The 14,063-nt window shown below is 58.3% G+C and carries 9 protein-coding genes; 2 read left to right on the top strand and 7 right to left on the bottom strand.

Annotated features, from left to right (window positions below):
* Positions 1-11 precede the first annotated feature (11 nt).
* The gene (locus tag ACGYLY_RS28400) at positions 12-581 is read left to right on the top strand and encodes a SprT-like domain-containing protein (RefSeq protein WP_395286141.1); all 570 of its coding nucleotides are present in this window, start codon (positions 12-14) and stop codon (positions 579-581) included.
* A gap of 309 nt (positions 582-890) precedes the next feature.
* Here the strand turns inward: ACGYLY_RS28400 and ACGYLY_RS28395 are convergent, their stop codons facing one another.
* Positions 891-1,325 (bottom strand): thermonuclease family protein, encoded by a 435-nt coding sequence (locus tag ACGYLY_RS28395; protein ID WP_395291324.1) that lies wholly within the window; start codon positions 1,323-1,325, stop codon positions 891-893.
* Positions 1,326-3,354: 2,029 nt separating this feature from the next.
* Here ACGYLY_RS28395 and ACGYLY_RS28390 point away from each other — a divergent pair.
* Positions 3,355-3,774 carry a transcriptional regulator gene (locus tag ACGYLY_RS28390; protein WP_395291323.1) on the top strand — a complete coding sequence of 140 codons (420 nt, stop codon included), beginning with the start codon at positions 3,355-3,357 and terminating at the stop codon, positions 3,772-3,774.
* Between the two features lie 3 nt (positions 3,775-3,777).
* Here ACGYLY_RS28390 and ACGYLY_RS28385 read toward each other — a convergent pair whose 3' ends face one another.
* Genes ACGYLY_RS28385 through ACGYLY_RS28360 form a run of 6 tightly spaced genes read right to left on the bottom strand, consistent with a single transcriptional unit; the run spans position 3,778 to position 13,850 of the window.
* Entirely contained in the window at positions 3,778-6,621 is a 2,844-nt protein-coding gene (locus ACGYLY_RS28385; protein ID WP_395286138.1) for a type IV secretory system conjugative DNA transfer family protein, read from the bottom strand.
* A complete protein-coding gene (locus ACGYLY_RS28380) occupies positions 6,621-7,721 on the bottom strand; it encodes a hypothetical protein (protein ID WP_395286137.1) in 1,101 nt (366 codons plus the stop codon). Before ACGYLY_RS28380 ends, ACGYLY_RS28385 begins: the two co-directional genes overlap by 1 nt.
* Entirely contained in the window at positions 7,718-8,869 is a 1,152-nt protein-coding gene (locus ACGYLY_RS28375) for a hypothetical protein (RefSeq protein ID WP_395286136.1), read from the bottom strand. The genes ACGYLY_RS28380 and ACGYLY_RS28375 overlap by 4 nt, the downstream gene beginning before the upstream one ends.
* Complete coding sequence (locus tag ACGYLY_RS28370; protein ID WP_395286135.1) at positions 8,862-10,976, bottom strand: VirB4 family type IV secretion system protein; 2,115 nt, start codon at positions 10,974-10,976, stop codon at positions 8,862-8,864. The genes ACGYLY_RS28375 and ACGYLY_RS28370 overlap by 8 nt, the downstream gene beginning before the upstream one ends.
* A 33-nt stretch (positions 10,977-11,009) precedes the next feature.
* Positions 11,010-12,128, bottom strand: coding sequence for a hypothetical protein (locus ACGYLY_RS28365; protein WP_395286134.1), 1,119 nt, complete (start codon positions 12,126-12,128; stop codon positions 11,010-11,012).
* 6 nt (positions 12,129-12,134) lie between these two features.
* Positions 12,135-13,850 (bottom strand): hypothetical protein, encoded by a 1,716-nt coding sequence (locus ACGYLY_RS28360; protein ID WP_395286133.1) that lies wholly within the window; start codon positions 13,848-13,850, stop codon positions 12,135-12,137.
* Positions 13,851-14,063 lie beyond the last annotated feature (213 nt).

Genomic DNA, 14,063 nt, shown 5'->3' with positions numbered 1-14,063 from the left:
TCTTCTCATTTATGTCACGCCAAACAACGCTGTCCGATGTTGCCCAGCGAACGCTGAGCGAGTGTGCGGATGCGACCGAACGCGCAGACGAGACCCCGACGACTGAGCGCGATCTGCTCGACCGAGCGCAAGCGCACGCGGCGGACGTCGCCGCTGAGCATTTTCCAGATTTGCCGGTTGAGGCGATTGCGTGGGAGGTGTCCCAGCGACGACAGCGGTCGTCCGGTGCGACGAAGTACGACCCGGCGACCGGCGAGATAACGATCTCGCTCGCGTGGGACGCCTACGATTCGCACGGCTGGGAGCAATTCAGTTCGACCGTGCGTCATGAGTTGATCCATGCATGGCAGTACCACGAGTTCGGAGAGGCGGACCACGGGCGAACATTCGAGCGGTGGACGGATACGCTCGACACAACGCAGCACTGCGAGCGATTCAAATCGCCGAATTGGTGGGTGATTTGCGAGGGATGCGGTGGACAACTCCCGCGCTTCCAGCGTTCGAAGGTCGTCAAACAGCCTGAGAACTACAGTTGTGGCGACTGCGGCGGGTCGCTGCGCGTCGAGGAGGCCACCGAATGACGCCCAAGTACCGCTGTCCGCACTGTCTGCGGCTTATTGGGACGATGACGGTGGCGGGTCCGTCGCGGGTCCATGTGAGTCCGTGCGGTCATCGTCTCGCTGCCCCGAATGCCGTGCTTGAGATGGGTGATCTGCACCCACCGCGCCCTGATGTGTGGGTGACGGACTTCCTCGCTGACTCTCACTGATTCCCGCGAATGCTTCGGCCCTCCCCATTCTATCGTTTGTTTTTCGGTGGTACTGGTGCTAATGCGGGTTAGTATAGTATAGTAATCTTAGAAGCACCCGTCTTTTTGATCTGGCTGGATTTTACCCCGCTGTCGTCGTGTTCTTCCACAGGCCGTAGCTGCCTTGCTTGGCTTCCTGTTGCTTTCGCTCAAACTCCGCTCGCTTGCTGAACTCACCATCTGCCACTCGGGCATAGCCTGATCGGAGCAACTGGGTGTTATACAGCCACTCTCCCGTATAGACGTACATCTGGGGGTGGCCGTCACTGCTGGTTCCTACCTGTGGATCTGTGACGAGCGTGACGGTGCTGTACTCTAGTTGTGCTTTGGTGGTTTGAAGCGCTCGCGTGTGGTACAGACCGCTCTTCGGGACGCGTACACCGATCAGATCAATCGTCTGGGTTTTGCCATTGCGTTTGATTTTGATCGTCGTTGGATCGACGATTTTCGTCACCCGCGCTTCGAAGCGCTGGCTGCCACTGGGTGTCTCGACTCGTGCGGTGGTCTGTGTCGGCACTGTCGTCCGCGCTGTCGTGCTGTTCGGTGACGTTGTTGGTGCTGTGGTGGTCGTTGCTGTGGTCGTGCTGGCTGTCTGCGTGGCTGTTGTGGTTCTGGTCGCTGGCTTGGTTGTCGTCGTTGACGGCGTGCTGGTTGCCGTCTGCGTCGGCTCTGTACTGGCCGGGGTCGTTGTGGTTGTGGGTGAGTCGTCGCTACTATCGCCGAGTCCAAGGCCGCCGAGACAGCCTGCACAGACGATGAGTAGGACAAGGCCGAGAATGGGGAGGGAGCGATGCATACTGGTGGTCGTCTCTGTGTTTAGTTCAACGTTGGGGGTGCCGAATGATGCGCGATGGCGAGCGACTGAATGCGCCGACCCGAACGCACGGCAGCGGATCGCCTCGACCGACCAGACCGCCACTGCTAACGCGGGTGGGACAGTCAGATTGTCCTAGCCGGTGGACAGTCGGATTTCTCATCGGAGCACACCACATTTCCGTAGTAATTTGGCCGTCTTTAGCAGTCCTCGTCCCTCTCCGGCCCATATTGTTTCGCTCTGGGTGACAGTCCCCTTTGGGTCGTGCTGGGCTGACAGTCTGTTGGTGCTCGAGCTCAGAGAGTTCAATGTCTTGCCCGGTGGACAGTCGGCCCTGCTGTGCGTGATGGTTTGCACTCGGTGCAGTGGGCGGTCGACGCCGCAGTTAGCTAGAGGATCGGCGTACTGATCGCCAGATCTGACAGTCCCCTTTGTCGGTGGCCGGCGGACAGGGCAGTCTGTCGCTGATGGACAGTTTCTCGTGCTGGCCGTGCTGCCCGCTGTCGTTGTTGTCATTCTCGTGTTGGAGCGCTCACTGAAACTGTGGTGTGTCGTCCATGTTGGCACCCCACTGGTGCGCTTAAGCTGGCACCCAGATTATGCCGTCATACAGGCACCCAGATGAAGCGTGCTGGTGGTGGCACCCAGCTATGCCTCAGGCTGTGAGTAGAGATGTATCGCTCGTCGGCACCCCTTCTCTGCGGATGCAGAGGTGGCACCCTACACTAGACGCACAGCATTCTGTCGGGCTTGTCCAGCCAGAAGTGGACTGTCCGGCCTTGTCACGCCCAGTGACTGTCCTGCATGGTCGTGCTGCGCTCCTTCCCGTGGTCATCACTCTGTCTCTGGGGTGCTGCTGTTCGCGATGGTTTGCAAGAATTCCAGTGTGGTTCCATTCTCGTTGTCGGCTCTGCTGATGTTGCCCGTGCTTCTCAGGTTGTGATTCCCTCCTCCTCGCCTGCCGTGATCGCCGCGGTCTTCGTGCTGTCCTGGACGCCAGCGCTCTCGGTGACTGTCCCCCTCGATGTCGTGGCCCATCGGTGCTTCTTCACCCGTGGTCCATCTGTTTCCGCAATCTGATAGATTACTAGTGGTTGTGAGTGTTGTTGCCCCTAATTCCTGCTGGATGTCTCCTGTCGTTGATCGCGTTGCCCCACTTGCCCCACTCGCGCACTCCTCTCTTTTCTCTGATTTCTGACTATCTTTTCCCGTGCTTGTCGGTCGTGTTTTCTTCGCGCTAGTGCTCTCATTTTATGTCGCTGTTCTCGGCGCTAGCCTGACTGTCCCACTGTCTCATCTCTGGTGATCATTCTGGGTGCTCGCGCTGGGTGGACTGTCCCCACTCTACTCTGTTGTCCCTTCTCGTCGTTGGTGCTAATCTCGCCCATCACTCTGCTCGCACTCGGTGGGGTGCCCACTTTTGCACACCCTCAGTATCCTATCTTTCTCGTTATATTTCCCGGGCGCCCACTGCCGCGCGCTGGCAGGGTGCCAGCCTTCTCGTTACCATCTTCAATTTCCACTCTTCGCATCATCTATTTTCTGATATTTCTTGTTCCAGTCTCCCATCTCTGTAGTCGCGCCCATTTTTTGGTCCCATGACTAGTGAGTCGTTTCGCTTAGTAAGGCTTTATAGTGGATAAGTATTAAGGCCTTCAGAGCTTAATATGGCCTCATGAACGATGCTAACCAAACTGAAACATCCAATGAGTTCCCCCCGTCGTTCGATGAGATGCGTACCCACCTCGGTGAGGCCCGCTGCAACCTCCTCACCGTCCTCTATGCAACTGACAATTATTCGGCCAACACATCGGACCTCCGCCAACAGGCAGGCGTTCCCAGTGGGAGTATGAATCACCACATGACCAAGCTCCAGCGCTGGGAGCTAGTCGAGGAAGTGGACCGCGAGTATGCGGGTCGTGGTTCACACGCTATCGTCTGGCGGCTTACAGACCGTGGTGAATCGTTCTGTGATGATGGGTTAGAACTCCCCGAGAATCCACTTGTTGAACCTGAGGATTTCGAGGCGCTTCGCGCCGACGTTTCGGATCTTCGAGACGATGTTGAGACGATGAAAGAGGCGATGGTGCAGATCGCCGTGAAGGCTGGCGGGGTGAAAGAAGACACTGCACAGGAATGGCTCAGCGACTAGTAATCAGTTAAAGATATTTGAGAGATCGTCGGCCAGATACTCCTCTCCCTCTCCGCTGCTCGATGGCTCCTCACTCTTCTCTTGCGTTGCCTCTTCCTCGGTAGCCGCGCCACTTCCACCGTTTGTATCACCCTCTCTGTCCTTGTCTTCTGTGTCGTAGTGCGTCGGTGGATCGTCACGTAGCAAATGCGGCACAGAGATTTGCTGGCCGTCTTCGATCACGCGTAGGTCCATCGGCGTTAACCGCTGCTTGGTGCCATCTTCGTCGGTTTCTGGCTCTGGCACGATCATTACGTCCCACTCCACCGCGTCGAGGTCGCCGTCAATCTCATACTCAGGGATGATCGGCGGCTTCACGTTGCGTTCGCCGCCTGCGGGATACGCATCTGCATCCTCAAAGATTCGGGCTGGTGAGTCAAAGCGGGCGTGAACCGTCCCATCCGTATCGCGCAGAATGTAGTCGTCGGTCTCCTCGTCGTGGACCCAGACATTATCGCTGGCTCCCGGTCGGGTGATAACTTCACCGTCAATTCTGAGTGCTTGTGTGCCCGTGTAGAACCGTCGTTCACCGTCCACACTGTGATTGCTCCAACAGCCAAATGGTCCCTCACCAAGCGTTCGATAGACGTGTTCTGCCGTCTCCTCCCGCGAGAGGAAGAGGCACCGATGGCCTGCATTCGCCGCCTGTGCCAGATTCTCCACCGTCTGGGACGGCTGTGAACTCCCCGTTGTGTGCTCGGTCTCAATATAGGCGTCTCGTGTGCCTGCTAATCGATGTACGAGCGGGTGGTTGTCACGGAATTCAACCATTGCATCTGCAATCGTCTCGGGGTCATCGTCTCGATCAACGTCCAGCATATCGTCAAGGCGAACGAGGCCGTCCGGCATCGCGTCACCCGTCTGCTCGGGAATCTCGACGATAAACCCTAGCTGCGTCAAGGCAACGTAGGCGTCTTGCAGCGGTGCGATATGGTCGGGGCCGCCGTCGTTTTGTTTTGTGCCAACCGCGTAGACCGGCGCGGGATCGACCTGCAAGAGATGGCCACTGCCGCTGGTGTCCTCTTCGAGATACGGATCGTTTTTGGGCACCTGCTGGACGACACGCCGCCATGCGTCGTTGTGATCGACAAATGACTCCACGCCGGGCGTATAGTCGGCGAGTCGCTCGACCACGCGCGTGTCGGTCAGATCGACCCACCCACCGGGATCGCCTTGTCGGATACTCTCGTCCCACACCGTTTTGTAGACTGCTTCACACGCACTTGCCGCGTCGGCTTCCGCCTGTCGGGTGGGTTGGGCGAGTGGATCGTCCGTGTCGTCGTTCGGGCCGTTCCCTTCGTCAATCAGCAGTTCCTCACGCAATTCTTCGGACGAGCGTGGTGTCCGGCCATAGGTGCGGGCTGAATCCTCGATTATGTGCCAGCGCTCGGCTTCGCTCCGCAGCGGTGGATACGGTGGATGGCAGTATGTTCGGAAGCTGGGAGCAGTCTCTTTACGCCCATTGCGCTCGACGGTCATCTGCATCCACACGTGGTGGGGGGCTTCGGACGTGAGGATTGACGAGTCGATATCGAGAACATCCGCAATCTGGCGGGCGTGATTAGGATGGCCTGCTTTGAACGAAAGAACGGTGTTGCTGTTCGCAAACATCGCCTCTTGCACGTCACTCGGCACCTGTGAGGGATACTGCATCGCCATGAAAATGCCAAGTCCCAGAGATCGGGCTTTCGAGAGCATGGTCGGTAACGCACTGTCCTGATGGGCGACATAGTCGAACTCGTCAATGAAGAGATTGCAGGGGATGCGATCCTTCTCCCGCATTTCAGACCGTGCCCGAACATGCGACCATAACCGCCGGATAATCGCCGTACTCACCATTTGCTTGAGTTCGTCGCGTTCCGGTCCCATCCGCACGACGAGGATTTTGCGGTCTTCGATGATATCGGCGAGATTGACGGTCGAATCACGAAACGCAATCACACGGCGGGCGATAGGATCTTCCACCCAGTCCTTGAGACGGCGACGAATCGGATCGAGGTTGTCGTCGTCCATTTCCGCAATTTTCTCCGTATAATTCAGCCACTCAAGGCCGCTCTGATCAACGAGGTTGGCGAACTCACGGGCGTTTTCTTCCTCGGCGAGGATGTAATAGAGGTCGAGCAGGGTGAACTCGTAGTCGAGGCGGGCAGTCGCCCGAACCATCGTCTTCGTAATCCCGTCCATGCGCGGTCCCCAATACTCGTCGATACCGATCATCTTCGTGAGGTCTTCGACCAGATTTTCGACCGCCGTATCAAACATCGGGTCGTCAGACTCAACCCCCGGATCGAGAATATTCAGTCCTACAGTGGCCGTCCGATTTCCTCCCGGTTCGAGCCACACCAGATCACCATTGTCGATGCGATGCTCGGGTAGAATGTCGATGAGCTTGGGACTATCGTCACCCTTCGGCTCGATAAAGACAACCGGGAAGTCTGCCTCTGATTGCGCTCGAATCATATTGTCCATCAGTGTAGACTTCCCGTAGCCGGTCGGTCCCAGCAGCACCGTGTGCTTGAGCAGATCCTCCTGCTCGATGCCTGCATGTCGCCCGCGACGGGTGCCAACCCCAACGAACAATGGCTGCTCCGGATTCGCCCGTGGCCCTTCCATCATACTTCGTGAGAGCGGGCCCGCGAACAGTTCGTCCTGCTCGGTATCGCGAGCGATCATCGGTTGGCCCTCGACCAACTCCACGTCATCCTGCTGGTACTCATACTGCCATTCGTCGTCATCATCTTCGCTTTCGTCGTCAGTCTCGGGTTGCTGGCTGTCGCCCGAGAGGACATTGCGAATTGTGTCGAACATCACCACGCACCGTCCTGTTCCTGTGTATCGGTTGCATGCTGGGTTGAATCGGCGGGCGCACCCGGTCCCGATTGCATCCGATTCCAGTCCAAATCCGGGGCGTGAACATCGTTCTGGGTGGGAATGTGCGCGAGTACAGCCAACTCTTGGTCTGTCAGGACACTCTGGGTGCCGGTCAACCAACTCCGCGCACGCCCCGGCTGCTGACCGTGTAACCACAGATCACGAGTTGAGATTACTTCGATAGCATTCTGTATCGTCTCACTCGACGTGAGGGGTGTCGGGACGAGTGATTGGCCGCCAGGATGGCTGAACGTCGTTGTGAAGAACTCGCCGATAGACTGGGCACGTGTTTCGGCAGCCTCGGCGGTTGGGCCAACCGCAAGCACGCGGAGACTCGCGTGAAACGCGGGGCGTCCGCGCTGGTTCTGAATATCGGTCGCAATGTGGCGGTCGCGCTTTGACTCCACGACATGCGGATTGATCTCACCAACGAGACGGCCATCCTGCATCGCATCGGCCACTTCATCGCTCGTACTGCCGACTTTCCCGCGTTGGAACCAACTGTCCCTAACCGGTTCGAACGTCACTTGCACGATCACACGTTCACCATCGGCTGCGGCGACTTTCGGTAAGAGCGACGTATAGGGATCGCCAGAGAGAGGATCGACTTTCGACTCTTGGTGGCGGAGCGGGAAACAACAGTCTTCTTCGAGATCGAACCGAATCCCAGCAACGTACTCACCGTCATGCATCGTCGGGAAGGCGTCGGCTGGATCGACGTCGTTCACGGTCGAATTTGGATAGGTACCAGAAACGTGACCGCGAATGCGTTCGGGTTCGGGCGAACTCATCAGCACCCGCACCGAACGCTCCTCGTAGAGGAGACTAAAGCTGTAAGTCGGCGGCGCTCCGTGCTTCGGGTCGCGGTAGAGATCCCGAAAAAGGGTAGTTCCGGCGTCGATACCAGGTGTATCACGGAAGGGTCGAATGTGCAAGACGGGCTGGTTGGGGGTACCGACAGCCTGCTGGTAGCGGTCAGTGACTTCGTGGGCGAAACTGTTGTTCGAAAGGGGGTTGAGACGACTGAAGAGGCTCATTGGTTTTCACCGTTATTGATCGTTGGATTGGGAGTGGTTTGGGAGCGCGTCACTGGAAATTTCCGGGCGAAAGACCACACCTGATCGAGCGCATCGCGAGCAGTCTGCCCAACGCGATCTGCCGCATACGTCCGCCCGACGGCATAGGCAACAGCGACAACCGGACCAAGTGCGAGCAGTGACATGGTGAGTGCGGGCGACCACACTGGGAGGACTGTGGCTGGTGGGGCGAGAATGATCGTAGCTCCAAGTAACGCGCCGAGTCGGATAGGGAGCGTCCAATGGTACCGCGATTGATGCCAGATAAAGTATGCGTCGTCGCATTTTCGAGCGCGTTCGATGGCATATGCGCTGACCGCTCCGGCCAACAGGTAGACGGCAGCTGCGAGCGGTTCGATCAAGATCGGCAATCCAGCGCGTCCGAGGCCAACAAAGATGGCAGCGACGACGCCGACAACGCCGCTGAGACCGACCACGAACCACATCGGTTCCCACTGTGTTCGTGTCCCAGTCCGGTCGTTCCGCTCGCGCTCGACACAGTGGGCAGTATAGCCGAGTGCGAGAACGATACTCAGTAACCAGAGACGGCTTGGTTTGATCGCTCCACGGAGGACATCACTGGTTCCCGTGATGATCCCGACAACCCAGTCCGCGCCGGTCTGTGGATCGACGAAAATCGCGCCGAACACGCCTGCGGCGATAACGAGCGCGACAATTCCGACAACAGCAGCGCCGACCACTGTGAGGAGCCGCCGCCAAAACAGGGGGGCGGCCTGCTCGGTTAGCCAGCGTTCGAGTCGATGTACACTCTCATGAACGCGACCACGGGGAGTGTCGGGGAAATTAGGGCGGCGGTTCTGTGCACGAAGTTCGCGGGCTCGCTCGATGTGATCGATCTCTGGATCAGTCACACAGTCTCGGCAGATAACAGCGTGGTTGTCTGTCGAATAGTCCAATGGGTCGATCTGGACATGAAACCAGTCAAGGCCCTTGGGAGTGACGCGGCTGTTGCAAAGTTCACAGAATGCACTCTCGCGCCCCAAAATCGCCTCTTGAACCTCAAGCGGATCATAATCGGACGGTGGATCGCCGAGGTGTTCGGGGGTCCGCTCCCGGTGTTTCTTTTCGTCGTTTTCGGGGTTAGTCATTGGTGACTCCCCCATCCGTCGCCGCAGTCATCCGATCAGAGCGTTCTACATCGGCCATCGTGTTGCTCGACTCGCTGGCGTCTGCTGCCGTGTTGATGTCGTCACCGCCCGTCGTATCCAGCGCTTTCGCTCGCTCAAAGCGTTCCTCGCGCTCTTCGTGGTTCTCGATGATTTCGGCCTCCTTCTCTAGCGCTGAGACCTTTGTGGGGTACTTCGCTACTTCCGTCTCGTCGTCTACCACCATGAGCGCATGCGAGAAGCCCCGCGACCGCGTGCCGGGCAACGCATTGCGAACGAACTCGCCTTCGCGTTCGGTGAGATCCAGCTTCTTGCGGTTCTCCTCCGAGAGGTCGGGCAAGCGGTGGAGGAGACGAATTGCGCAGTTATTCGCAATTGTCTCGGCTTTCTCATGGACGAAGAAGTCCTTAGCCTCCTGTGTGATGAAGTGTAGCGAGAGGTCGTGATGGCGACTGTGACGGACGGCCAGCTCTAGCCAATCGAGTTGCTGGTTTTGCATTAGATAGTGGGCTTCGTCAATCGCCATTATCACGTTCTTATCCGTCTCTTTGGCCCGCTCATACACCGAGTCGAACAGAAGTTGCACCATCAGGCCGATGCCCGAACTGCCCTCGCCCTGTTGGAGGTCAAGATACACCGCGTCTTTCCCTCGAATGTCGATGTCGCTTTCTCCGGAGAGATTCGAAAACTCACCGCCGATAAAGCTCATCATCGCATTACGGAGGTCGGCGGCATGTTCTTCGATCTTGCCGCCCTCAAGGTCAGTCACGGTGCTGTTGACGCCTTCATTCTCCCGAATTCGCTGGATGAACGCACCCCCGTCGTCCGCAATTTCACCGAGAATCTGATCAATGCCGTCCTCTCCGGCGATTGTCGGACTGGGATTGCTGTGCGTCTCCGGGTCGGTCGTAATGCCGTGGCGCGCATACGCTTCACCGAGCGCCAAATCCAGGACCGCTCGCTCGCCCTTATTAAGTCCGTTATCGCCACTATCAACGTGGGCGAAGAACGATTCGAAGAAGCCCATCACGCTGGAGAAGCGCTCACCGAACGGGTTGAGTTGCGGGTTGTTATCTAGCACATGCTGGGGTGTCCGGCGGATCTCCAGCGGGTTGATGCCTTTCGACCCACCGACGACCACGTTCTCGGCCTTGAGCGAATCGGCAAGCGAACTGAATCCCGACAGTGGGTCAATCATCACCAAGATCGTGTCCGGGTCCTTGGCAACTTCACGGAGATTGAGGAGCTTGGTCCCGAACGACTTGCCCGCGCCAATTCGTCCGGCGGTGAAGATATTGTACCCGTTCGAGCGGTTCCAGCGATTCACAACGAGCGGTTCGTCAGTCGTCGCATGATAGCCCGCGAGAATGCCGCGTTCCTCGAAGATGGTCCCGGCGCTCCACGGCATCAGACATCCGACCGCCCCCGATAGCATGGTCGTGGGCGCGTCAATCGCGTCGTCTACGAGTGGACTCCCAGCGAGCAGGCCGTCGGTCAAGAGGTTGTGGGTAGCGAACTCGGCGGTGATCTGTTGCTTTTGCAACTCCGAGCGCACGGTCGAAGCCTCGCTTAGTACCGCGTCGTGTGAATCCGCCCGCACGGTGATCACGACCGTCACGTCGAAGGCTGAGGTTTCGCCACGCGACAGTGCTGAGAGCACTTCTCGATGCTCGTTCATGCGACGTTGGGTCTGATCGACACTGGGGTCACCATTCTCTTTTTTCGACTGGATAAGCGCCTGTAGATCCCGAATCGCACTGTCGAACCGGCGTCTCGCCTTGTCGGTGCCGGACGGGTCAGCATGGATCGACAAGTCCACATCCGTACTGGGGTGGGTCGTCAACTGTTCGAGCATACCGGGATACGCAAACTGCGGCCAGTTCGTAATCACGAGGGGAACCGCCCAACGCCCGCTGGCGGTCATCTGCACAGCGTTGGGCTCGATCTGAAGGCCAGCGGCCGCCACCGCTTTAGCGTCGGTTGACGGGCTGTCGGCGTCGGGTTCGACCGCTGGTTCATCGGTGCCGTCCGGTTCGTCGTCTGATTCGTTGTCGTCGCTGGCGTCGGTGAATGGGAGGTTTAGATTCATTGTTCTGAATGATGGATTGATGGGGGTTGATTGTTAGGGTCGCTGCTCGGCGCTGCCGACCGTCACAACCGGGAATTCGTTGAATCGTCGGTCGGTCGTTGCGTCGGTGTCCGCATAGTGCGTGCGTTCACCCGACCAGTGTTCTTCGACAAGATCAGCGAGTTCGTCGGCGGTCAAGATCGATGCCGAACAGCCATCGAGACTGTTGATGGCACGGCGAACGGTCAACAGTCGCTCACGCAACTCCTGCACCTGCTCGCGTTCAATATCGGCTGCCGACATGCCACTCGTCACGCCGAGGATTTCCGAGAGGAACATCCCGATACCGGGGAGGTCGGCGAGCTTGGAGAGGCGACCGTGGCTGTCTAGCTGAACGTCCAACTCACTCACCTCAACCAGAATCTGATACTGGCGAATGCTCGTGCCGCGCTGCTCGAACTCTCGCGGGAGTTCGTCACGGTAGGTCTCGACCACCTCTTGCAACGCGGGGATTGCTTGCACGTCCGGGTCAGTGAGGCGGTCAGTGTACACCCCGGCAATGCGCTCAGGGTCGATAGCGCGGCTGGACGAGTGGATTTGCAGGGGGAACTCGATGGCGTCGAGGGTATCGCGGAAGTTGTTCGCCATCGAATTCCACTCACTATCCGTTGCAAGTGCCATATTCGCTGGCGTGACACTCACGCCAGCGACGAGCGAGCGGTCGTCAGCGCGCTGGATAGCGGCGCTCTCGGCACGGATCTTGCCGACGTTCGTAAGCGATGCGCTGTTCTGATGCGGATCGTTGCTAAAGACGGTCATGGTTTCGGGGGCACGATAATACTGCGCAATGCTGACAAGCCATTTGTGCGGGGCTTGGAGATTGCGCGGAGCAATGTAGATGATCGCCGCTGTGACGAGCAACAGCACGACAGCGATGATCCCGCCGATGATCGGACCAATGATCGCGTATTGGCCGAGGTCGGTGGTGAGCGACGAAATGATCAGGAACGTGAGAACGGCGATGAAGCCGATAGGGACGAACAGTTTGAGGTCTTCAAGGCTGACATGCAACTGGACGCCCATGATTTCGTCGTCGGCCCCCACCGCATCGAGGACACGACGCGAAATCTGATGACTGCGGCCCGTATTGTCGGTGATAGTGTTGTCAGTCATGGTTGATTAGCGGGTGTTCTGAACGACGTTCTGGCTTTCTTCGTGTGTGGCGCTCCCATTCGGAACCCGACCTTCTTCGACGGCGGTCGTCACGTCATAGAACTGGCCGTCCTCCTCGCCTTTGAGGAGCATCGGGCCGTCGAAATTGTGGATCGCTAACGAATCATAGCGTTGCAGCAGGAAGTTTCGCCGACGAAAGTTATCCAGCGCGTTTTCGTATAGGCCGTCCGAGCGCTCGTAACCACCCTCATACCGCTGTCCGGTCGGCAGTTCTTCGGAGGTCGTCACTTCGTGGATGCCGCGGTCGGCGACAGTGATTTTTTCGTCGTCGCTGCTCCCGGCGGTCGCATTCGGTGTTCGTTTTGGCCCGTCTGTTGTTCCAGTCGAACGTGCTGAACTCCCAGCACGCGTGTAGGCCGATTCGCTCGTCTCACTGGTCGTGCTACCCGACGTCCTGGCTGTCGTCCCGGATGCCTCACCGGCACCGATAGCGGACGCCTCGCTGGGGGTTGCGGTTTCAGAGCCACTCGCTGACTGGCTCGCGACCGGTGGGGAACTGCCACCGCCGAGCGCACTCGACGCGCCACTCCCGACACTCCGTGCGTCACTGTCTGCGCTGCCAAGGCCACTCGCACTTGCGCTCGTGTCGCCAGCGAGCGGATTACCCTTGATTGGATCGACACGCCCAGCGGCGGTACCCATCCCGGTCGTGGACGAACTGGCTGCGTTGCTCGTCGTGTTCTCACCGACCGAGGAGAAGCGATTTCGCAGGCCGCTCAATCGATTCGACATGGAGATGCCGCTCATGGCTCCGGCAGCGGCCATGCCTGCCATGGCGAGTGGGCGAACGTGGCGACTCTTCGCAAACAGCGCCATTGGAGCACTCAGCGCTGCAAACCACATAATCACCAATCCGATGACGTACGTTGGCACACCAACGAAACTCTCGAATGGCCCGGACATTGCTCCACGAAAGGCGTTCAGGATGGGATAGCCAAAGCCAAGAATCATGGCCGTGGGAACGGGAGCAAATGCAGCGGGAACGAACCAACCACGGGCTTGGTCGCCGAATTCTGCGATATACTTGAACAACCATATGCGAGGGGTCATACTCAAACCAATGAAGATCGGTTGCATCGGCGCAAGGAGCAACGGTGCAACGATTCCCAGCCCGAAGACGATCACCGCCATGGCGAAGATGAATCCGGACGAAAACCAGAGGATGAGTGCTGCAACGCCGACCGCAGAGGCATGATTAATCAGGGTGTCGAAGCTCTCGATGATCTGTGGTCCTTCCGGGGCAACCCAGAGGGCGAAGCCAACCGAGAGATGCAACACGATAGCGGCGAGAATCCACGACGCGAGGATATTCAATCCATCAAAGCTGCCTTTGAGGAGTTGCTTTTTCGCGCTTGCTTGCGTGCCAGTCGCCGCATTGGGCGCTCCGATACTGAAGTAGCGCAGTAGCATGAAGAACGCCCACAGTATCAGCCCGCCGACGAGTCCCGTGTTGAGCCACACGTTGTAGGCCGTTTTCATCGGCTCATTCGTCGGCTGTCCAGCGAACGCTGGGTTGCCATTCCGTTCGGGCACCGGGCGGTTGATGAGCATTTTGACAAGCTCTTCAGCACCCTGTTGCAGGGTCTTCAGCAGCTTATCGAAAAAGCTGTTCACAAGCTCTGAGGCGGCTGTCATAACACCCTGACAGACCATCCCTTTCATGCCACCGCCGCACACCTTCGAATACTTGCCACCACCGCCGCCGAGACCAACCCCAACACCGAGTCCACCGAGGTTGACTCCAAGGCCACCGCCGAACCAGTGGTTACTTTCAGATTGATTCGTCGAATTCGTCGTGTTCGTTGTTGTGGTCGCTTGTGCGGCAGCTGTCGATGTGAACAGTGGCGCAAGAACAAGTGAGCTTACTAGCGCGAT

It is taken from the genome of Haladaptatus sp. CMAA 1909, from assembly GCF_043952005.1.
Taxonomy (GTDB): domain Archaea; phylum Halobacteriota; class Halobacteria; order Halobacteriales; family Haladaptataceae; genus Haladaptatus.
This window is presented reverse-complemented; position numbering and strand designations above follow the sequence as displayed.

What these genes read in the sequence shown, in the direction of transcription:
- ACGYLY_RS28400 (WP_395286141.1), top strand. Translation starts at nt 12, where the DNA reads ATGTCACGCCAAACAACGCTGTCCGATGTTGCCCAGCGAACGCTGAGC.
- ACGYLY_RS28390 (WP_395291323.1), top strand. Translation starts at nt 3,355, where the DNA reads ATGCGTACCCACCTCGGTGAGGCCCGCTGCAACCTCCTCACCGTCCTC.
- ACGYLY_RS28385 (WP_395286138.1), bottom strand. Translation starts at nt 6,621, where the DNA reads ATGTTCGACACAATTCGCAATGTCCTCTCGGGCGACAGCCAGCAACCC.
- ACGYLY_RS28380 (WP_395286137.1), bottom strand. Translation starts at nt 7,721, where the DNA reads ATGAGCCTCTTCAGTCGTCTCAACCCCCTTTCGAACAACAGTTTCGCC.
- ACGYLY_RS28375 (WP_395286136.1), bottom strand. Translation starts at nt 8,869, where the DNA reads ATGACTAACCCCGAAAACGACGAAAAGAAACACCGGGAGCGGACCCCC.
- ACGYLY_RS28370 (WP_395286135.1), bottom strand. Translation starts at nt 10,976, where the DNA reads ATGAATCTAAACCTCCCATTCACCGACGCCAGCGACGACAACGAATCA.
- ACGYLY_RS28365 (WP_395286134.1), bottom strand. Translation starts at nt 12,128, where the DNA reads ATGACTGACAACACTATCACCGACAATACGGGCCGCAGTCATCAGATT.
- ACGYLY_RS28360 (WP_395286133.1), bottom strand. Translation starts at nt 13,850, where the DNA reads ATGAAAGGGATGGTCTGTCAGGGTGTTATGACAGCCGCCTCAGAGCTT.